25 protein-coding genes and 1 pseudogene are annotated in these 19,935 nt (G+C 42.1%); 8 read left to right on the top strand and 18 right to left on the bottom strand.

Going from position 1 to position 19,935, the window contains the following annotated elements; all coding sequences use genetic code 11:
* Window positions 1-14: 14 nt before the first annotated feature.
* Genes PH_RS00435 through PH_RS00420 form a run of 4 tightly spaced genes read right to left on the bottom strand, consistent with a single transcriptional unit; the run spans window position 15 to window position 4,002 of the window.
* Window positions 15-1,403 carry an ArnT family glycosyltransferase gene (locus PH_RS00435; protein ID WP_010884209.1) on the bottom strand — a complete coding sequence of 463 codons (1,389 nt, stop codon included), beginning with the start codon at window positions 1,401-1,403 and terminating at the stop codon, window positions 15-17.
* Window positions 1,384-2,388: an oligosaccharide repeat unit polymerase family protein gene (locus PH_RS00430; protein ID WP_010884208.1), complete on the bottom strand. Its 1,005-nt coding sequence runs from the start codon at window positions 2,386-2,388 to the stop codon at window positions 1,384-1,386. The genes PH_RS00435 and PH_RS00430 overlap by 20 nt, the downstream gene beginning before the upstream one ends.
* Complete coding sequence (locus tag PH_RS00425) at window positions 2,321-3,331, bottom strand: oligosaccharide repeat unit polymerase family protein (RefSeq protein WP_010884207.1); 1,011 nt, start codon at window positions 3,329-3,331, stop codon at window positions 2,321-2,323. The genes PH_RS00430 and PH_RS00425 overlap by 68 nt, the downstream gene beginning before the upstream one ends.
* A complete protein-coding gene (locus PH_RS00420; protein WP_010884206.1) occupies window positions 3,328-4,002 on the bottom strand; it encodes a TrmB family transcriptional regulator sugar-binding domain-containing protein in 675 nt (224 codons plus the stop codon). Before PH_RS00420 ends, PH_RS00425 begins: the two co-directional genes overlap by 4 nt.
* 62 nt (window positions 4,003-4,064) lie before the next feature.
* Between PH_RS00420 and queC the strand changes: the two genes are divergently transcribed.
* The gene (gene queC, locus PH_RS00415; protein WP_048053026.1) at window positions 4,065-4,784 is read left to right on the top strand and encodes a 7-cyano-7-deazaguanine synthase QueC; all 720 of its coding nucleotides are present in this window, start codon (window positions 4,065-4,067) and stop codon (window positions 4,782-4,784) included.
* Here the strand turns inward: queC and PH_RS00410 are convergent.
* From PH_RS00410 to fba, 3 genes are all read right to left on the bottom strand, one after another.
* Window positions 4,781-5,257 carry a THUMP domain-containing protein gene (locus tag PH_RS00410; protein ID WP_010884204.1) on the bottom strand — a complete coding sequence of 159 codons (477 nt, stop codon included), beginning with the start codon at window positions 5,255-5,257 and terminating at the stop codon, window positions 4,781-4,783. The two genes, queC and PH_RS00410, sit on opposite strands and share 4 nt — an antisense overlap.
* A gap of 6 nt (window positions 5,258-5,263) precedes the next feature.
* Entirely contained in the window at window positions 5,264-6,115 is an 852-nt protein-coding gene (gene speB, locus PH_RS00405) for an agmatinase (RefSeq protein WP_010884203.1), read from the bottom strand.
* Between the two features lie 61 nt (window positions 6,116-6,176).
* A complete protein-coding gene (fba, locus tag PH_RS00400; RefSeq protein WP_010884202.1) occupies window positions 6,177-7,022 on the bottom strand; it encodes a class I fructose-bisphosphate aldolase in 846 nt (281 codons plus the stop codon).
* 93 nt (window positions 7,023-7,115) lie between these two features.
* On the opposite strand from fba, the gene PH_RS00395 reads away from it, so the two are divergent.
* Window positions 7,116-7,325, top strand: coding sequence for an LSm family protein (locus tag PH_RS00395; RefSeq protein WP_010884201.1), 210 nt, complete (start codon window positions 7,116-7,118; stop codon window positions 7,323-7,325).
* Window positions 7,321-8,052 (top strand): molybdopterin-guanine dinucleotide biosynthesis protein B, encoded by a 732-nt coding sequence (mobB, locus tag PH_RS00390; protein WP_048053540.1) that lies wholly within the window; start codon window positions 7,321-7,323, stop codon window positions 8,050-8,052. The genes PH_RS00395 and mobB overlap by 5 nt, the downstream gene beginning before the upstream one ends.
* Window positions 8,053-8,057: 5 nt before the next feature.
* On the opposite strand, the gene PH_RS00385 is transcribed toward mobB, so the two are convergent.
* From PH_RS00385 to PH_RS00375, 3 genes are read right to left on the bottom strand one after another with little or no spacing between them, the layout of a single operon-like run.
* Window positions 8,058-9,125, bottom strand: coding sequence for an SPOUT family RNA methylase (locus tag PH_RS00385; RefSeq protein ID WP_010884199.1), 1,068 nt, complete (start codon window positions 9,123-9,125; stop codon window positions 8,058-8,060).
* Window positions 9,122-10,207, bottom strand: coding sequence for a P1 family peptidase (locus PH_RS00380; RefSeq protein ID WP_010884198.1), 1,086 nt, complete (start codon window positions 10,205-10,207; stop codon window positions 9,122-9,124). The genes PH_RS00385 and PH_RS00380 overlap by 4 nt, the downstream gene beginning before the upstream one ends.
* A 4-nt stretch (window positions 10,208-10,211) precedes the next feature.
* Window positions 10,212-11,060 (bottom strand): DUF835 domain-containing protein, encoded by an 849-nt coding sequence (locus PH_RS00375; RefSeq protein ID WP_010884196.1) that lies wholly within the window; start codon window positions 11,058-11,060, stop codon window positions 10,212-10,214.
* Between the two features lie 71 nt (window positions 11,061-11,131).
* Between PH_RS00375 and cobO the strand changes: the two genes are divergently transcribed.
* Window positions 11,132-11,659, top strand: coding sequence for a cob(I)yrinic acid a,c-diamide adenosyltransferase (gene cobO, locus PH_RS00370; RefSeq protein ID WP_010884195.1), 528 nt, complete (start codon window positions 11,132-11,134; stop codon window positions 11,657-11,659).
* Here cobO and PH_RS00365 read toward each other — a convergent pair.
* The 3 genes from PH_RS00365 to PH_RS00355 all read right to left on the bottom strand — a co-directional run bounded on the left by PH_RS00365 (window position 11,656) and on the right by PH_RS00355 (window position 13,326).
* Window positions 11,656-12,147, bottom strand: coding sequence for a TIGR00288 family NYN domain-containing protein (locus tag PH_RS00365; protein WP_010884194.1), 492 nt, complete (start codon window positions 12,145-12,147; stop codon window positions 11,656-11,658). The genes cobO and PH_RS00365 overlap by 4 nt on opposite strands.
* Entirely contained in the window at window positions 12,062-12,640 is a 579-nt protein-coding gene (locus PH_RS00360; protein ID WP_048053025.1) for a TIGR00288 family NYN domain-containing protein, read from the bottom strand. The genes PH_RS00365 and PH_RS00360 overlap by 86 nt, the downstream gene beginning before the upstream one ends.
* Window positions 12,641-12,738: 98 nt before the next feature.
* Window positions 12,739-13,326 carry a molybdenum cofactor guanylyltransferase gene (locus tag PH_RS00355; protein ID WP_048053024.1) on the bottom strand — a complete coding sequence of 196 codons (588 nt, stop codon included), beginning with the start codon at window positions 13,324-13,326 and terminating at the stop codon, window positions 12,739-12,741.
* 45 nt (window positions 13,327-13,371) lie between these two features.
* On the opposite strand from PH_RS00355, the gene PH_RS00350 reads away from it, so the two are divergent.
* On the top strand, window positions 13,372-13,953 hold the full coding sequence (locus tag PH_RS00350) for a DUF99 family protein (RefSeq protein ID WP_010884191.1): 582 nt from the start codon (window positions 13,372-13,374) through the stop codon (window positions 13,951-13,953).
* Here PH_RS00350 and PH_RS00345 read toward each other — a convergent pair.
* On the bottom strand, window positions 13,950-14,777 hold the full coding sequence (locus tag PH_RS00345) for a carboxylate/amino acid/amine transporter (RefSeq protein WP_010884190.1): 828 nt from the start codon (window positions 14,775-14,777) through the stop codon (window positions 13,950-13,952). The two genes, PH_RS00350 and PH_RS00345, sit on opposite strands and share 4 nt — an antisense overlap.
* Before the next feature lie 82 nt (window positions 14,778-14,859).
* On the opposite strand from PH_RS00345, the gene PH_RS00340 reads away from it, so the two are divergent.
* Complete coding sequence (locus tag PH_RS00340; protein WP_048053023.1) at window positions 14,860-16,200, top strand: glycogen synthase; 1,341 nt, start codon at window positions 14,860-14,862, stop codon at window positions 16,198-16,200.
* Window positions 16,201-16,258: 58 nt separating this feature from the next.
* Here PH_RS00340 and PH_RS00335 read toward each other — a convergent pair whose 3' ends face one another.
* Window positions 16,259-16,720: a hypothetical protein gene (locus tag PH_RS00335; protein ID WP_010884188.1), complete on the bottom strand. Its 462-nt coding sequence runs from the start codon at window positions 16,718-16,720 to the stop codon at window positions 16,259-16,261.
* A gap of 59 nt (window positions 16,721-16,779) precedes the next feature.
* Between PH_RS00335 and PH_RS00330 the strand changes: the two are divergent.
* Together PH_RS00330 and PH_RS00325 are read left to right on the top strand one after the other, a co-directional pair.
* A pseudogene (locus PH_RS00330) lies at window positions 16,780-17,474 on the top strand (DUF4152 family protein).
* Between the two features lie 87 nt (window positions 17,475-17,561).
* Window positions 17,562-18,548 carry an asparaginase gene (locus tag PH_RS00325; RefSeq protein WP_010884185.1) on the top strand — a complete coding sequence of 329 codons (987 nt, stop codon included), beginning with the start codon at window positions 17,562-17,564 and terminating at the stop codon, window positions 18,546-18,548.
* On the opposite strand, the gene PH_RS00320 is transcribed toward PH_RS00325, so the two are convergent.
* From PH_RS00320 to PH_RS00310, 3 genes are all read right to left on the bottom strand, one after another.
* On the bottom strand, window positions 18,532-18,744 hold the full coding sequence (locus PH_RS00320; protein WP_048053022.1) for a hypothetical protein: 213 nt from the start codon (window positions 18,742-18,744) through the stop codon (window positions 18,532-18,534). The two genes, PH_RS00325 and PH_RS00320, sit on opposite strands and share 17 nt — an antisense overlap.
* A 214-nt stretch (window positions 18,745-18,958) precedes the next feature.
* Window positions 18,959-19,171, bottom strand: coding sequence for a hypothetical protein (locus tag PH_RS00315; RefSeq protein WP_010884183.1), 213 nt, complete (start codon window positions 19,169-19,171; stop codon window positions 18,959-18,961).
* Complete coding sequence (locus PH_RS00310; protein WP_010884182.1) at window positions 19,165-19,878, bottom strand: PrsW family intramembrane metalloprotease; 714 nt, start codon at window positions 19,876-19,878, stop codon at window positions 19,165-19,167. The genes PH_RS00315 and PH_RS00310 overlap by 7 nt, the downstream gene beginning before the upstream one ends.
* Window positions 19,879-19,935 lie beyond the last annotated feature (57 nt).

Genomic DNA, 19,935 nt, shown 5'->3' with positions numbered 1-19,935 from the left:
AAGTTTTAGTGTATTCATTTCGCAAGCGATCTTCTATTGATGTACACTTTGAATCTCCCTCCATGAAATTCTTTGACGAGCACATAGTTTCCACTCTCTTCTATGTTGAGGTAAACGTTTGGATCTTTGTGAATTATGACATCGTAGTATCCTTTGGCGATTTTCTCTACGATCTCCTTTCTATTGAGGATCATATCTATCTCAGCGTTTGGATAGTAATAGCCGGCAATCGTATAAAGATAAGGGGACACGAGAATTTTTTTGCCATCGTAATGCTCGGAGACGTATCTTACGACATTAGAGTCATAAACGCCCACTATACTCCATCTATCTCTAAGATTATCTGCTTTCATTCCGATGGGAATTAAAAGGAGGAGAGCTAATATAACAGCCACAATGTTGTTCCTCCTTATCCTTGGCGTTAAGTTGCTTAAAAGGTAAATCCCTTCGCTCGCAAGTATCGCTATAACCGGGGAGAGAAATGTGATGAACCTGCTCTCTTTATGGGTTACAGTCAGTATCCCCCCTCCTCCCATGACGAGCCAACTTAGGATTAGCCATCCGTTCTCATCCTTTTTAACCCTAAAGAATCCAAGTACGGCTAGTGCTGGGAGGAGGAAACCCATATCCCCTATCACCATCTTTATGAAATCGAAAGCTGAAACAGGTCTATCAAGAGTTACAACCTTCGAAGCTATCTTAAATGGTCTGAAAAAGCCTCCATAGTAAAGGTGCCCCATGTAAAGCCATGGTAATAACGTTAGGAAAAGCAACGCAAAGCCGATTAGGTATTCCCTTCTCCTTACCCAGTTCCAATCTTCCGTTAGCCAGAGGTAGGTTAAGAATACGAGTACTATCGAAAGACCTGTGTACCTAGTTAATATGGCTAATCCAGCTGCGATAAAGGAAAGGTAAATCCTCGTGTTACTCTTTCTAACTTTTCCAGTATAGAGGAGGTAAATCGCTAAGGTGTAAAAGAACGTAAACTCGCTGTGGACTAGTTCTCTTCCGGCCATCGTGAACGCTAAGGGATTGAAGATGTAGAATAAGCTTGCAATAATCCCCTTAACGGAATCCCTAAACATCTCCAATGTGAGTAAATAAACGAGAACTGAAGTTAATGCAAAGCTGAATACGGAAACTAGCCTCGCTATTAATAGGTGGTTTGAGCTAAAAACTCTGAAGAATATCGAAAGCGTGTAGGGATAGAGGGGTGGTCTATACATCATGTAAATTCCCTGGTAGGTGAAGCTCGTTACGCTCTTTGTTAAGCTCCTTGCAATGTTTATGTACAATGCTCCGTCGTACGTCAACGAGTTTTCTGGCGGTAAGAATGCTATCCCTATAGCTAGGGCCCCCAGGAATATCAGGATCGGTACCTTTTCAGTGCCCTTTATTTTCACTTTTACTCCCTCCTATAAAGGGTAGGAGAAATAATGTGGCCAGCTTAAAGGTATCTAACCCAACTTCTATACCTAAGGAGAGAATGGTTAGCCCAAATGTATGAACCCATTTTTCTTTTCTCGCTTCTCTAATGGATAGGCCAAGTAAGAATCCTTCCAAAACTCCAAAAATTCCGAAATCTGCTACGGATTCTCCAAATATTGTATAAGTGTACCTATTGGGGCTTCCAAAGAGTTGCCCAACTTTATATCCCGGGATTGCCTCTTTGAGTATGAACAATTTTCCAAAGGGTACCCCAATTTCATATAACCTTTCGTAAACCCTATACGTGAATGCCGGCCTGTAGAGGATTTCGGATACCCCGATCCCTCTAGCCACCGAAATTATTGCTATACCAACGATTCCAATTCCTATAATTTTCCAGGGAATCTTATCCCTATAAATTAGCGGTAATATTGAGAGGGCTATGACGCTTCTATACATTGATAAGATCCCGAGAGCTGTTCCATATAAAGTGATAACCACGTTTGGAGATATAGAATTTAGAAGTGCTATGCCATATCCCGAGAGGACGTACAATATTGAGAGGGGATCGAACCTCGTGTTTGGATTTAGAATAGGTATTATCCCGCTGAAGGCCGGAATAAGTGGTAAGAGCAAAGAAATTCCCACTAGAACTATTTTAAATACCTTTAAGCCTTTAGTATTTAGGTAGAGGGCTATCGGAATCACGAGGAGGATCCAGATCGTTAGCCAGATCTTTCCTAGGATCGAAATCGTGATAAGGGAGATAACTAACCATAAGTATGGAGGTATTCTAGGAAGTTTTGCTTCTAAACCTACAACGAATAGACAAAGAAATAGTATAGCGTAAGCTAATCCCCCTGGATTTATCGCTTCTCCGAATATTATCAACTTACCAATTATTGCTAGAACTAGAAATCCAAGAGATAATCCTACGAATATCTTTTCTGAGGTTTCCATCGAATTCCCTCCAGGCTATTAATAAGCCCACCAGGATCATCAGATAAACTGGAAGGTCAAGTATCCCAGTTTCAACCCCAACTATTCCGTAAGATAGGGTCGAATAGTAAAAGGACCTTCCAACGTCTGATCTTAACTTTTTCATAATCCCATAATAAAATCCCAGGAGTAGCATTTCGAGGGATGAGAGTAGCCCGAAATCTAAGTACATTCCTCCAATGAGTGTTGCCGTTATAGTTACTCCTGGGATACCTAGGTATCTAGCTATCATTGTCCTGGGCCCTAAACCTCCGAAGATGTAGGACTTCACACCGGCAAGTTGGAGTTCACCTTTGTAAAATCCTACGACGCTACACCTCTTTACTATGACATCCAGTACTGAAGTTGTCCCCTGAATTCTGGTTAGAAATGATAGGCTACCCCTAAAGTATGAAATTAGGAAAAGTAAAAAGATTCCGATCACTCCAATTTCCACGGCTTTTTTACCCTTTTTCATATCTTCCAGATATGGAAGCGTTAACGCTATTAGTGCTACAAGCACGGGTGTTCTGTAAGCGTATAGGGCTACCATTAGGGGATATAGAAAACCTAGTTTCTTTCCCCTAATGATTAAGTAGACGCTTGATGGTAGTCCTAAAAAGTATGTTAATCCCGTTAATTTTGGATTTAAATGGGTTCGGAGATGTGGATGAAGGAGAGGTATTCCCCTTAAGTTTGCAATTTGGATGAGGATTATTATCACCGAGAGAATTAGCATTACACTAAAAACGTCGTCATTAACTTCGATTCTCCTCCTGGGGGTTCCAATATTTTCTCCCTTTAGATATCCATAAACGAAGAAGAGGGAAAAAGCGCCAACAACCAATATCGTTTTTACCCTAGCTAATCCAAGTGAGACAAAGAGGATTAGGAGGATTGGAATCAAAAGGGGAATATCTCTCATGGAGCTCTCACCTCAATGAGCCTGAGGGGTAGAGTTCTTTTCTCTGAGTTTACATATAATGTTCCGTAGTAGAACACCCTCTTACCTTTTAGATGCTCCTCTAAAATTTCTATTGGAACGTAGTTGGCCCAGATTATAGCATTATTTCCGTGGATCTCTTTTATCGTGATTGAGCCAAAAGTCAAATAATCAGCGGAATATTTCAGCTTTCCAACCTCTATGAGGGAGATGTTCTCTATGTATATCAACCCGCTGAACCTCATCGAATAGGTATCCTTGGTCCTGTATTTTTCGTATCTAAAGAATGGTTTTCCGCTGTCTTCCGTTCCAGGGACTTCGTATACGTAAACCTTCCCCCTAGTTATGACTTTAATATACTTTGCCTTGATTTCCTCCCTCGTGGCCGAGGGTCCTCCCACTGAAACCTTAGTTCCGTTCACAATTATAGTTATCTCTGATCCTTTTGCTGAGAATACCTCTCCAGAAATTTTCCTACCGTCGACTGTAATTACCTCCACTGAGACGTTAAATCCCTTAGATAATAAATTCATAGCATCATTTGCGGCTTCATAAATCTCTCCACCTTCATAATGTTTTGCTACTTTTGTTAGTATAATTCCACCAAGCGCTATTATAATAATTAATGTTACTACGAGCTTGTACTTGTCCATTATCTCTACACCTAGAGCAAAAACTTCATAAGGATATTTTAACCTTTTGCATGCGATGGGAAATGAAAAGGGGAGTGGTTCTGTTTTCTGGGGGATTAGATTCAACGGCCTGTCTTTACTGGGCTAAGAGGCATTATGATGAAGTAATAATGTTGACTATAAATTACGGAAGTAGGGAAGAGAGCGTAATGAATAAAGTTGCTGAATTCTTTTCAAAGGAGCTTAAAATTCCTTTAAAGATAATTAGGGTTAATTTCCTTAACGAGTTCTCTAAACTCTCTGGAAGCGCATTGGTGGAAGGAAATGTTCCCAGGGTTTCAGCTAGCGAATTGGAAGTAATTGAGAGGGCCAAAGAAACTGCAAGGAGTGTATGGGTTCCCGCTAGAAATTTAGTTTTGATAAGTATTGCTGCTTCCCTTCTCGATGCCCTTGGAGGTGGAGATATAATAGTTGGCTTCAACAAGGAGGAAGGTGAAACTTTTCCTGATAATACAAAGGAATTTGTCGAAAGGGTTAACAAGGCCTTAGAATATGCGACTATGAATAAGGTTAGGGTCGTCGCCCCCCTCATAGAACTTGATAAAAGGGGAATAGCGAGACTTCTTAAGGAGCTTGGAGCAAAGTACGAGTACTCGAACTCTTGCTATGATCCTAAGGGTTTCACTGAAGATGGTAAGCCCATTCACTGTGGAAGGTGTGAGAGTTGCGTTAGAAGGCATAGGGGGCTAATGGAGGGTATAGGGGAGGATAAAACTGTTTACCTTGTAACGCCAAAGCTTTAAGGTTTAACTTCTAGCTTTATAATATCATCTGGTTTTATTAGCGCTACTCCAGCTTTTTTCCCCAGAACCTCTATTATGAGGAGGTACTCTGGATTTTCTAGGTTAACTGGATTCCCCGTAATTCGCTTTATTAATCCCCCAATTTCAATTTCAAGGCTTTTCTCTCCAATTTTGGCGCCTCTAACTTTGGCCCTGACGGCGAAGCTTTTTCCCTTAGGAATCTTCGTTGCTATCTCCCCTATCACATCGTTAAGCTTCTCTAATGGTATGAACAAATCTATAGGAATAATCTTCTGAAGGGCAAACGTTTCGAAGGATTGTAGCCTTTTAAACACCTCTTCCTTGTTGAGTTCAGTCTCTCCTATTAATACTCCTCCCCATCGGGTTCTCCTTACCTTAGCTTCTATCCCCCACTCGAGTTCGAGTATAGCTTCTCCTTCTCTTCCTGGGGGGCAGGTTGCTATGAATTTCATTAGTTTTCACCTAGCACTCATACCTATTACATAGAAGAGGAGCTTAGCCGCGGTTATCGAGGTTGAGTTTCCCAATCTATCTCCAGATACTTCCATTATATCGAAACCTGCTACCTTCTTTCTTTTGGTGAGCCATTCTAGGGCCTCTATGACCTCCCAGAATCCAAGCCCTCCAGGTTCCGGCGTTCCAGTTTCTGGAACTAAGGGAAGATCAAAGACATCCACATCTATGGAAACGTAAACCGGTTCGGGAAGAGATGAAACTAAATCAACGAATGCGTCAAAATTGTAATCCCTAGCGTGAACCCATTCTATTCCACTCTGACTTGCAAACATGACCTCTTCTCTAGTTCCACTCCTAACCCCAAATATTGCAACCTTTACCCCCATTTCGTGTATTCTCCTCGCAACGCATGCATGATTAAACCTCGACCCTTGATAGGAATCCCTTAAGTCTAGATGAGCATCGAAAACAACGTAGCTTTTAGGTTCGAGGACTTTAACTGGTGGGTAAGTCATTGAATGCTCTCCTCCCAGGAAGATTGGTAGTGCTCTAGGGTTAATACTTCTAACTTCTTTAATGGTTTCAACTGCTACCTTTATCGCATCTTCTATGCTCACCGGTAGTGCTACATCCCCCGCATCGGCAATTTTCAATTCTGCAATGTCAATATCATAATCTAAGATGTAACTTTCAAGATTTAGGGTAGCCTGCCTAATTAGTACTGGCCCGAATCTTGCTCCTGGTTTATAGCTTGTGGTACCATCAAATGGTAATCCCAGGATTATGTAGTCAGCATCTTTGATATCCACCGTTGGGAGTTCCATGTCGAATGAGCGATACGTGTAAAGTAGCATCGCACCACCGCTTACGGATTCAAAATCCTATTTAAGGGATTTATGGAAAAAGAAGTGGAGGCTAAATGAGGCCCTCAGCTTTTGCGGCCTCTTCCGGATCTTCGTTCCTGTGGATTACCCTTATTAGTGCTCTTATCATTGATTCAGGATTTTCTCTCTGGAAAATATTCCTTCCAACGACTGCTCCAGATCCTCCGGCCTCTATAACCTCCCAAACAACCTTTAGGAAATCTAATGGATTATCCGTTTTTGCTCCTCCGCTCATGAGGACGGGAACTCCCGCTGCGGCCTCTACTACCTTTGCGAATGTTTCCTTTGAGCCTGTCCAGTAAGTTTTTATCATATCGGCCCCGCTCTCGGCCGCGGCCCTAGCCCCGTACATCACTACCCTGTAGTCTTCTTTCTTTCCATACTTTTCATCAATATAGGGCCCCCTTGGATATGCGAACTGCACAACTGGGTAACCTAGATCGTGGGCATAGCTCGCTATCTCGGCGAACTGTCTTATCATTGTATCCTCCTGGGGAGAACCCCAGTAAACGGTTGCGGCTATGGCATCTGCGCCTAGCTTTATTGCATCCTCAACATAGGCAAGCTGGCTTTGGAGAAGTTGATCGGGCTTTGGCCTTAGGTTCGTTTTGCTAGTCAGCTTTATCATTAATCCAACGTCAGGCTTAACTTCATCTCCCGCAATTCTTGCAATTCCTGGGAGCATCATTACTCCATCTATCCCGGCCCTTACAACTTTCCTTATAATTACCTTGGGATTAACGTGCTCCCAAACAGGTTCGAAATCTGTAGGCCCATGTTCAAATCCGTGATCCATTGCAAATATCAGAGCCCTACCATCCCTCCTAAAGAACCTCTTTAGCCTCCTCCTTATACCGAGATTTTGAAGGGCTTCCATAGTTCACCACCTCAAACCATATGCTCCTTTCCTTTAAAGTCCTTACTAAAATATTAAAAATATTCACAATTTTTTCAGTCCAGGGGAGGATCCATGGAGAGCTTGCTTGAAAAAGTTCTCACAGAATGGAAGGGGCATAAGGTAGCCGTAACCGTTGGTAGCGAGCACTCATTTACTGGTATCCTCGAGGACTTTGACGGTGAAACGATGTTATTGAGGGATGTAGTTGATTTCCTGGGGAATAAGGGAAAAGCTATGCTGGTCTCTTTAGACGATGTAAGTTGGGTGATGCTAATTGATTAGGGCCATGGCCTTTGTAGGATTCAAGAAGAGTGGTAAAACGACGACGATAGAGAAGGTTGCCAGGGTTCTGAAGGAGAAGGGCTATAGGGTTGCGATAGTTAAGAGCATGCATTCGGAATTCGACAGGCCAGGGACTGATACTTGGAAATTTTCCAGGATCGCGGATTCAGTTTTGGTTCATGCTAAGGATACGGATGCCTTACTCTTCAAGGCTAAAGACATAAACGCATTATTCTCCATGATCTCATCTGATGTAGTGCTGATAGAGGGGTTTAAGTCGATAAAGCATGTCCCTAAGGTGATATGTGCAAGGTCCGAGGATGAAGTAAGGGAGCTCAACGATGGTTTAGCAATAGCCGTCAGCGGCGTGATAGCTTCCCAGGGGGTTAAGGAAGTTGATGGTTTACCAGTTATAGATGGGACAAGAGAACCAGAGAAGCTTGCTGAACTCGTGCTTAAGCGAGGCTTTATGTTACCCAATATAGATTGCGGACTTTGCGGCTTTAACTGTGAGCAGATGGCTAAATTAATAGTTAAAGGTGAGAAAAGCGTTAACGATTGTGTCGTTTTAAGTTCAAGACCTAAGGTTATAATAAAGATAGATGGGCAACCTCTCTACCTGAAAGACTGGGTTCAAGAGCTCGTTGAGAAGACAATAAAGGGAATGCTCTCAGCGATGAAGGGGTATAGGGAAGGAAAGAGAATTGAGATAATAATAAATGGCTAACCTTTTTAGTCGTTTATTTCACCCCTCCTTCTAAGCTCCTCTTCATAGATCGTCCATAGGGCTACCAGCGTTGCTGGTATACCGTGCTCCGTGGCAAAGGTCATGTAGGGGGCTAGATCAACTACGTAATCTGCAAACCTGAACAAGCCGATTGGTATTCCTTCCCTGGATCCTATGAATATGATGATCTCCTTCGCGTAATACATATCCCTGGCGAGCTTATCCTTTACCTCGTTTAGGGTTGGGCCCTTGGGATCGGTTATTATTATGAGCCTCCTGTTCCTCCTCTTATCCCTTATCACCTGATACAGATCCCAAACCGTTACTGGAACCTTTTCAACTTCCCAGGGATAGGCTTCTTTCTGAATCTGATACCTACTCTCCTGCCCTTCTTTAACTCCCCTTATGAAGGCCATAAGCTCATAAGCGTTCATCTTTTCCTTTGGAGCTATTATTAATTCCTTAACCTCAAAGGCTTGTGCAGCTCTACCTATCTTTTCTCCGAAAGCTCTAGCAGTTTTATAATCTCCCCAGTACGGCATTTGGACGATAGTTAACTTCCTAAATAGCTTCCTGCAGTCGGGCTTATCCTTTGGGTACTTCTTCCATTTCGTGTATTCTTTCCCAGGTATTACCGAGATGTACGCTTTCTCCCCTATTATCTCCACCTGAACAACTTTATCCGGATAGCTTAAATTGACCTCTGCGTTCGTTAAATCTTTTATTCTAGCCCCGAGCACCACGTTAACATCCACGCTCGAGAAATCTCTTTTTCCCCTCTTCTTTGTCCTAACTGCGAATGTCTCTCCTTCCTTTATATATTTTACAATTTCATCCGCTGCACTTTTTATGGAATCAAGGTTGGCTGGAACCTCAATTAATACCGGGTAAACTTTTTCCACCTCTGGGACTTCTAATATCTTTTGTAAGGCGTTTTCCTCTTCGCTCTCAACTATTACTATCCCAGGATATCCCTCTGGGGCTATCGTAACTTTAGCGTTTGGAAGGACTTCCCTTATGTAGTTACCTGCGACCGCTTCCATATCCATCTGAGTTTTCACTATGAACTTCATTCCTCCAACCTCCCGTATCTCCTCATTATCCTTAGCAACTCCTCTTTTGGAAGTGCATACCTAACATGGTTATCTCTTCCATCCATCGTTCTTGCCTCTAGCAGGGAATTTATTATGGCCTCTTCCACTGCTTCAGCAGTGGCCTTAAACAGGGGAGAGATTACAGAATCTGGGAGCGCTTTTATTTCGATGACCTCCTTTTCATAGTGTTTAATCCTATTGGCCGTTGAGAATGCTACCGCTATATCCCCGCTCCCATTGTAAGCGTATCCACCCGTTCTGGCCAGCCCTACAATGGCCCTCTTGGCTACCCTATTTAATTGCCTACCCGTTAGGGGGGCATCGGTTGCTATTATCATTATAATGCTCCCTTTTCCCTCTCCCCCTCTTCCTGGCCAATTTTTAAGTTCCAATCCAACTGGAACTCCAGCGATCGTTAGATCTTCCCTCCTTCCAAAGTTGCTAAGAACTAGTGCCCCCACGGTATATTTCTTACCCTCTATTTCCACTATCCTTGAAGCGGATCCTATTCCTCCTTTGAATTCAAAGGCGCTCATTCCGGTTCCAGCTCCTACTGCTCCTTCTTCAAAGTCTTCATCTGCTCTCTTTATTGCCTCAACCACATGTTCCCTCTTGACGTGCCTTCCCCTGATGTCATTAAGGTATGAATCGTTGCACTCCAGCACTAGGGGGTTAACTGAACCAGTTGTAACGCCTATGTCTTCATTCTCCTCTAGAATGTAATCTAAAAGGCCTTCAACGGCCGTTCCAATGCTCAACGTGTTCGTCAATATTATTGGGGTTTCTATAGTTCCCAGCTCCCAAAGCTGGATCAAGCCAACTGGCTTAGAATACCCGTTCATTACGAAAGCTCCTGCTAGAACTTTCTCTTTGTATATGTTCCCTTCGTGTGGTAGTATTGCGGTAACACCTGTTCTTACTGGTCCCTTTCCTGGTATCAGCTTCCCTTTTCCCTTGATTAATGTTACGTGTCCCACTTTAACTCCTTTAACGTCAGTTATTTTGTTTCTCTTCCCTGGCTTAAACACGCCAATTTTAATCCCTAACTCTTGGGCTTTCATGTTCTTAGTTTTGAGGATTATTTAATAATTCTATCTCATTTATGTTAAGGTTTGAAACGGGTTCAAGTTCACTCTTCAGGAAGTGGATCATGTTATCTGGGAGTACTTCCTCATCTAGGGTTACTAGGGTTATCCCTCTATGTAGAATTGAAAGGTCTTTTAGCTTAGTTATGAATTTTGAGACGGCCTTTTCTCCATTTTCAAGTATTAAATAGTCAAGACAGTCAATTAAAATAACCTTATCTATATCTACAGATTTCAAGAAATCAGCAAGTCTTTGAATTAAAAACTCGAGCCTTGTAGGGGAAACGGCATCCTCATGTTTGATCTTTGAAATCCAAATGACTGGTGTGAGATGTAGCCCGAGCTTTTCTCTAAAGATCTCGGGTGGATCCCTGGCTATAGCTATCCCAGGTAATCTAGCATTGAGGAGAGCTTTAAAGACAGCATAGCAGGAGTTTCTATCACAATAGTACGCTCCCCATAACTTGCTTAGCTTTGCTTCAGAGACGACCTTAAATATTACATACCTTTTCTTTCCAAATGGCACGTAAAATGAGAGGACAGAGGCTAAGAGAAAGAATGCAGCCATCGTAAATATTATGCTTCTGAAGAATTGCCAAGTTTCGTACTGGTTGATTAAGACTGCGGTATTTATCAGCATCCCTATGAGCTCTGCTAGGGATATAAGAAGAAAACTAAGTAGGCCAAAGATACTCGCCATTGAGAATGGTTTATATTTCATGGCTTCCCTTGCATTCTTTCTTAGGGCGATTATAATAATAGTAGCAGATGTTGTTATGATGAACACTAATAAGTCTCGGAAGAAATATGTGAGGTTTATTATCCTCACTTTCTCTCCCAGAAATTTTAGGTCGTCGTAAAAGTATAAAACCTTATCGTGAATAATTTAACCGTGATAATATGAGCTGGAGAGAAAAACTCGGCATGATTCATATATACACTGGAAATGGAAAAGGTAAAACCACGGCCGCTTTGGGTCTAGCCCTTAGAATGCTTGGTTCTGGCGGGAAGGTTATCATAATCCAGTTCATGAAAGCTCCCAAGGTCTATGGGGAATACTTTATGGCCGAAAAATGTAACTTTAAGATAGAATCTTATGGTCTTCCTAAGTTCGTTCACGGAAAGCCCGATGAGGAAGACATTAAAGCAGCTAAAAGGGCTTTGGAAAGGGCTAGAGAAGTTGTAAAAAGCGGTGAATGGGATCTAGTGATACTTGATGAGATATGTGTGGCCTTGGGCTTTGGAATGCTAAATATTGAGGAAGTCAAAGAGCTTATCCAAGAGAAAGCTAAGAATACTGAACTCGTATTAACTGGGAGATACTGTCCCAAGGAACTTTACGAGTTAGCTGATTATGTTACCGAAATGAGGGAGATAAAACACCCCTATCAAAGGGGAATTTTGGCCAGAAGAGGAGTAGAATACTAATACCCTTCAGCTTCTTTTTTCTTCTCCATCTTTATTATATAATCTGCAGCATTCTGTAGGGCCACTGAAAAGCCCGGTTCTACCCCAATTACCACAGTTTCTTTTCCCTTTCTCTTGGCTTCACTTATTAAGGGTAGGAAATCTGCATCCCTGGTTGCAAGTGCTATAACGTCAACGTCTGTATTGTAAATTAGTTCCATAGCCTCTATGGCCACTCTAACATCGGTGTCTCCTGCAACGATTATGGGTTCAAAACCTTGATTAACAACGGCCTCTATCAATCCTTGAGGGGCGTACTGGTTTAAAACAACTTTAGCTACTCTGATCTTTCCAATTTTTTCTAAGGCCTTCTTTATGTCCTCAAGCTTTATCCCAAATTCCTTTCTAAGAATGTTCGGTCCATCAATTATCAAGCCTATCGTTTTTTCTTCTACCTCTTCCTCCTTCTCCTTTTCCTTCTTCAATATCTTCGATATTACCCTCTTCACTCAACTCACCTCTCGACTCTAGTACTATCACATAATCTGCTGCATGCTTTAATGCCGAACTAAAACCAGGCTCTACCCCTATTATTGCGGTTTCTTTTCCTTTCTCCTTTGCCTTGAGTATTATTGGCACGAATTCCGTGTTTCTTGTTGCTAGAGCTATTATGTCTATGTTCGGATTGTAAACCTCTCTCATGGCTTCTACTGCAAGCTTTACCCCTATTTCTCCGGCAACAATTACTGGTTCAAAACCTTGATTTGACACCGCTTCAATTAGACTTTGAGGAGCGTATTGATTGAGGATTACCTTTGCAACCCTGATGTTACCAAGGCTACTTAGGGCCTCCACTATATCCTCCAGATGAACTCCAAGCTCTTTCCTAAGTATATTGGGACCATCAACGAGGAGAGCAATCCTTTTTCCCCTACTTATGATCTTACGCTTAATCAATGCTATGCTTTTTACTCCTTCAACTATTCTCTCCCAGCGGGCCATCGTTGCCACCTATGAAATAGGTGATACGAGCGAGATACCGTATTAGAATAAACTTTGAGGCTTTTATATTTTCCTCATCTATGGTTAAAAGTGATCCGCTAAATTATGCCACTTTTAAGTACGATCCTTAAATCTTCTGAACCCCTAATTGCAAAAAAGCTCCACATTAATTTTTCGTTTCTTCCAAGAAGTTCATCAACGCATAGATATTCAGCATCCAAGTATCTCGGTAAATTACCGATGTTCTTTTCCCCTTCAGCTTTCATACCTTCTAGTGCATTTCTAAGGGCCCTAGCATTGTAAATTGCATGAAATAGTTCTATTCTACCATCCTTCCACTTAGGTATCAGGGCATCTGGGGATTCTTCAATGAAAATAGTGCTCATATAATTAACGAAGAATGGCATTACAAGGGGCATATTTCCCTTTATAAGGAATATATCCCCTCCACTTGGAAGGCCCTCGAGAAGGACGTCTATGATAGTCCTACCTTTAACCGGCTTTACTTTTTCAACATGGAGAGAGTATTTCTTCTCTTGCCCCTTCTTCACCAGGGTTATAACATCTTCAATTCTCTTTGCTTGTCTAAGCCTTGATTCAAGTATTCTAATCATGGGTTCATCGTTTATTGGGATTAAATAGTTGTCTGTGGGTTTTAGCTTTACCGCAAAAATCAACCCAAGCATCATAATCGCAAACTTAATCTTGGAGTATTTAAATTCTTGGTCTTGATGATCAGGAAAGTGAAGAAGGAAATTAGGGTAATAGGATTTGACGATGGTACGTTTAAATTTAAGTCTCGGGGAGATAAGGTAATCTTAGTTGGAGTTATTATGAAGGGCTCCTCCGATGTCGTTGGCATTGTCACTAGGTGGATAACCATAGATGGTCTCGACGTTACAGACGCTATAATCGATGCCATTAACTCGAGCAGGTTTAAAGACTTAAGGGTAGTATTGCTTAAGGGCATAACCTATGCGGGTTTTAACATTGTTGACGTTAGCAGGGTTTTCAAGGAGACGGGACTTCCTGTTATAGTCGTGGTCAGGAAAAAGCCGGATATAGGGGCGATGGAATCAGCACTTAGAAAGCATTTCGACGATTATGAAGTAAGGATTAAATTATTGAGAAGTGCAGGAAAGCTAGTTGAACTTATTCCTGGGAAGCTCTACTATCAAGCGATTGGAATTAGTTATGACAAGGCAGCTGAGGTGATACAGGTCACCAGTAGGAATTCCATGGTTCCAGAGGCCTTAAGATTGGCCCACATGATAGCTTCAGCTGTGATGTGTGGGGAGAGTAAAAAAGACTAAGCTGTTTTAGCTAGTAAAGCTCCACCGATTATCATCGAGGCCCCTATTAACTGGACAATACTTAACTCTTCTCCAAAAATTATGAATGCTAAGGTCATAGCTACTACTGGTTCAATCGTGGCTATCACGGATGCTTTACTAACTTCAACGGTTTTTAATGCTGTATTGTAGAGGATATAGCCTAGAAAGGTTGGGAAAAATGCTAGAGCAATCAGATAGGGGAGCGATTCTGGGGGGATTTTAAAATCCGTAAAGGGTATTAGAAAAATTGCCCCTATTAAGAGAACATTAAAAAGCACCCTCTCCGGTTCCTCTTTGCTAACGGCCATCTTGGCGAATACACCGTAAAGGGCGTAAGTAAACCCGCTGGTCAATCCGGCTACAATGGCCTTTAAGCTGAAACTTATCCCCCCATAGTTTAGACTAATAACTCCACCTATGACGAGTATAACGGCAAGAAGCTTTTTCTTATTTATCTCCTCGTTGAATATCAGCTTTCCAAGGATCGTTGAATATGCGGGAGCAGTATACAGCATTAGAACGGCAAATGAGACCGAGGATATCTTTACGGTGTAAAAGTACAGGGAGTAGAATAGGAATATGCTAAAGAATCCATAAGCAATATAGAACTTTAACCTCTCCTTAGGGATAAGGATCGGTATTTTCTTAATTTTAAGATAGATGAAGAGGAATATTAGGGCGAATATCACCCTATAAAAGACTATCGTGTAGGTAGATAAGTTATACCTATACAGGAACTTCGCAAATATTCCCAACGTTCCCCACATGGAAGCTGCTAAGAAAACAAGAAGATATCCCCTCATCGGAAGCTCCCTTCATCCTTAATCTTATTAACCTTTCTGAAAATTTAAAAAAGTGAGGATGAACTCTCAATGGGGTTTTAAAATGAAGATACTCATCATGGGGTTTGAATATCTCCCTGTAAAAGTGGGAGGCTTGGCTGAAGCTTTAACTTCCATTGCAGAAGCCCTCGCCTCTTTAGGACATGAAGTCCTAGTCTTCACGCCTTCCCATGGAAGGTTTCAGGGTTCAGAAATTGGGATTATAAAAGCTTTTGGGGGGAAAGTTGCCATCAAAGTTCACTTGGAGGAGAATGGAAATTTGAGGATCTATAGAATTGGCGGGGGGTTGTTAGATCATCAAGACGTATACGGCCCAGGATGGGAGGGTTTGATAAGGAAAACCGTTATATTTGGGAAAGCTAGCGTTCTCTTGCTGAATGAACTCTTAAAGAGTGAAGACCTTCCCGATGTTCTCCACTTCCATGACTGGCACACCGTATTTGCTGGAGCTTTAATTAAAAAGTACTTTAGGATTCCAGCGGTATTCACAATCCATAGGCTTAACAAGTCGAAGATCCCAGCATTTTATTTCCATGAAGCGGGATTACCTGAGCTCGCTCCTTATCCGGATCTAGACCCTGAGCACACTGGAGGTTACATAGCTGACATAGTGACAACGGTTAGTAGGGGGTACCTCCTGGATGAGTGGGACTTCTTTAGGAACTTCAATGGAAAGGTAACCTACGTTTTCAATGGAATAGATTGTAGTTTTTGGAATGAGAATTATCTAAAGGGTTCCAGGAAGGAAAGAAGGAGCTCCATACTTGCGAAATTTGGAATGAGTGATGGGATAACTTTCATGTTCATAGGAAGGTTTGATAGAAGGCAGAAGGGAGTTGATACTTTGCTCAGGGCCATAGAGCTTCTATCCGAGAGACCTGAGTTTAAGGAAATGAGATTTATCATCATTGGAATGGGGGATCCAGAGTTGGAAAACTGGGCCAGGGAATTAGAAAAGAGGTATGACAACGTTAGGGTATTAACGGAAATGCTCAGCAGAGAATTCGTGAGAGAACTCTATGGTTCGGTAGACTTCGTAATAATCCCTTCATATTTTGAACCATTTGGACTAGTTTCCCTAGAGGCGATGTGTCTCGGGGCCATTCCCATAGCTTCATCAGTTGGTGGACTTAGGGATGTCATTGTGAGTATAGATGAAGATCACGTTGATGGTACCGGATTACTAGTAAAACCTGGAGACCCATGGGATCTAGCTAATGCAATTCTTAGGATGCACAGTATCGCAATGGATAATGAGTTTGTGGAGAAATTAAGGGATAACTGCAAGAAAAGAGCAAAGTCATTTTCCTGGGAGAATTCGGCAAAAAGGTATTTAAGGGCATATAAAGGGAATATCGACAGGATTTTTGACTTTGCAATGTGATCAGCACCGGAGTTTGGCCCTCATCACTCGGGTAGCGGCCAAGCTCATCATCTCCATTTTATACTTGCCCGACCTTTTTTAAATACTCCTCCAGATACGTTGATGCTACTTCCCCTCCACCTACTCCTTTCCACTCCTCCTCTTTGATTATCGTATCCAAAAGGTTGGATATTCCCTTTGGCTCTGTGATCTTGATTAGCACAAATGCATCAAACTTCTTTAGTGCACCGTGTGGTTCTACCAGGATGCCATCCTTAATTATATGAACTTTATCAAGTGTTACCTTGATGGCTGCTTCATGCTCCTCCCCTTTATCTCTCCAAAAGGAATACACGGTCAAACATCCATCCCTAACGTAAAAATGAAGGAGTGGTGGAGTCGATCCTTCAATTATCGGATACTTCTTTTTTCCTATTAGAAGATAAGCCACGCCTCTAGCCATTAGTACCTTTACACCTTCGCATAGATCCTTAACATAGGAACCCACAACGGTCTCAACTGTACCTACCGTATCCTTCACCTAATACTAATTTGTTAATGAAAATGCTTAAGTAATTGGTTATTAACGCTTTCTGGGGGATGAAAATGAGAATCGTTGCGGCTGATACTGGAGGAGCAGTTCTTGATGAAAGTTTTCAGCCTGTTGGCTTGATAGCTACCGTGGCCGTTCTGGTAGAAAAGCCCTATAAAACCTCTAAAAGGTTCCTGGTTAAATACGCTGATCCTTATAATTATGATCTCTCAGGAAGGCAGGCTATTAGGGATGAAATTGAGCTAGCGATTGAACTCGCAAGGGAGGTAAGTCCTGACGTTATCCATTTAGATTCCACGCTTGGAGGGATAGAAGTAAGGAAGCTGGATGAATCAACAATAGATGCTCTCCAAATTTCAGATAGAGGAAAGGAAATATGGAAAGAGCTTTCCAAGGACTTACAACCCCTGGCAAAAAAATTCTGGGAAGAGACTGGAATAGAAATCATTGCAATAGGTAAAAGTAGCGTTCCAGTTAGGATAGCCGAGATTTATGCTGGAATATTTTCGGTTAAGTGGGCATTGGATAACGTTAAAGAGAAAGGGGGCTTATTAGTGGGTTACCCAGGTATATGGAGGTTGAAATTAAGAAAGATAAAATAATTGGGAAGAGCCTAGATCCCAGGGAAGGTGGGCTCTATGGTGAAGTGAAAACCGAAGTTCCTCAGGGAATTAAGTGGGAGCTCTATCCAAATCCCCTCGTTAGAAGGTTTATGGTGTTCGAAATAACTTCAAAATCTTGACACTTTAACCACCCTTTTATAAATCTCTTTCATAGTATTTGCCAAAAATTCTAAATCTTACTTATTAGAATTTGAGTTGGTGGTCAAATGAGGATATTGATCCTTGGGATGGGTGGAACTATAGCGAGTGTTAAAGGGGAGAGGGGATATGAAAGTGCTCTATCCGTGAGTAAAATACTCAAATTGGCGGGAATAAGTTCTGAAGCTAAAATAGAGGCAAGAGATTTAATGAACGTTGATAGCACGCTAATTCAACCATCAGATTGGGAGAGGTTGGCTAAAGAAATAGAGAAGGAAGTGTGGGAGTACGATGGAATAGTTATAACCCATGGAACGGATACAATGGCTTACTCTGCTTCTATGCTCAGCTTCATGCTTAGAAACCCTCCGATTCCAATAGTTTTAACGGGATCTATGCTCCCCATAACTGAGAAAAATAGCGATGCCCCTTTTAACTTACGCACCGCTTTAGAGTTCGTTAAGCTGGGAATTAGGGGAATATACATTGCCTTCAATGGGAAGGTAATGCTCGGGGTTAGAGCATCAAAGATCAGGAGCATGGGCTTTGATGCCTTTGAGAGCATAAACTATCCAAACGTCGCTGAAATAAAGGATGATAAACTTAGGATTCTTCATATTCCGGATTTCTATGGGGATGAATTTTTCTCTGACATAAAATATGAACCGAAAGTTTTAGTGATCAAGTTAATCCCAGGTTTATCTGGTGACATCGTGAGAGAAGCATTAAGGTTAGGTTATAAGGGAATAATTCTTGAAGGGTATGGGGTTGGTGGTATTCCGTATAGGGGCACCGATCTCTTTGAGGTTGTATCTTCAATATCCAAAAGGATCCCTGTGGTTCTCACAACTCAGGCTATTTACGATGGGGTGGATCTGCAAAGATACAAAGTTGGAAGGATAGCCCTTGAAGCAGGCGTAATCCCTGCGGGTGATATGACGAAGGAGGCCACGATAACAAAGCTAATGTGGATCCTTGGTCATACAAAGAATATAGAGGAAGTTAAACAATTAATGGGGAAAAACATAACTGGGGAACTTACTCGAGTTTCTTGAGCTCTTCTTCTCCAAGCATTAGTGGTCTCTCGGCCTCATAAACATCTGCGAGTTCCCACTTAACTTCTCCCCTGTTCATAAGCTCCGCGTATCTCTTAGCTATCTCGACAGCTTTTTCATAGCTTTCCGCCTCTACTATCCTTCTGACGTACCACTTTCTGGTTCCAAACCTAAGCTTGAATTCGGCCAGGTACATACTCCACCACCTAAGGTTTTTACAAAATGTCATCCTAAAAATCTTTTTCTTTCCTCAGTCTGGAACGGCTTCCTCATCAACTCGGCAGCTACCCTGTTCCCATCATCGGATGTTCCCTAATTTATTATCCGACAGTATCTTAAACCTTTATGGGGTTATCCCCTATTAACCAATGATGACGGATCAACCGGCTGATCGAATGATGACGTCCGCATCACCTGAGGGTTTCAAGTTTATTAATTAAAATTCTAATATCGGTTTTAAAAGGTTCCTCGGCTTTCTCTTCTTCTTTTCTCAGCTCTTCTATTAGCTCAGATATGCTTAGCGTTTTTCCTGAGAGTTTCTCTATTAACTCTCTTAACTCCTTATAATACTCTATGTAGGGCCTAACATCTTTTAATACCTCTTCAACTTCTTCCCTCACCATCTCCTCCCACCTAAGATTCTGTACCACCAGAACCTTTCCATATCTTCCTTTCTCCCTAGAATTATCAACCACCTAATTATTAGTACATTTATCGTGAATATTAGGAGGACGATTCCATAGTATACGGGAGATATGCTGCTCATAAAGGCATAGTAATCCCATAGAAAGTGGAGCAACACGGCCAATGTGAAATAAGGGGCGAGCGTATATACCTTTCCCTCGGCTTTTAACCCATACCCAACTCCAACTATTGCGCTCCAGGTTGCATGACCTATTGGAGTCAGCAAAGCCCTTTGGATCGTAACATGTACTCCATATCCAAGTCCGTAGAGTAAATTTTCAGTGGCCGCGAATCCAAGCCCGGCTGCAACGCCGTACACAACCCCATCCATTATTCCATAGAGGTGGCCTGAGTTATAAGCGTACTTTATTGCTAGCGCTTTGGCTGGCTCCTCTACTATTCCTGCAATTAGAGAGATGTAAAGGAAGGTTGCGGGGAGCAATGCTGGTATTCTTGGAAACCATCTTGGAACGAGGAGACTCTCAACAATTAAGGCTACACTAACGGAGAGAGTTCCTCCCAGGATAAACGTCCCTATAACGACCCTCTTTGGCTCAGGTTCAAGCCTATCCTGATGATAAAAGTACCAAAGTAATGCTAAAGCAGGGGCGTATGCGAAGTATAAGATTGTGGTTAGGTTTCCCACGATATCACCGCCGGTCGGCGAAGCGAAGAGTCATCATCCTTCAGGTGTCCTCGGCTT

The sequence above is a fragment of the Pyrococcus horikoshii OT3 genome, assembly GCF_000011105.1.
GTDB classification, from domain to species: Archaea; Methanobacteriota_B; Thermococci; order Thermococcales; family Thermococcaceae; genus Pyrococcus; species Pyrococcus horikoshii.
The sequence above is the reverse complement of the archived record's forward strand: the minus strand, read 5'-3'. Positions and strand labels throughout refer to the sequence as shown.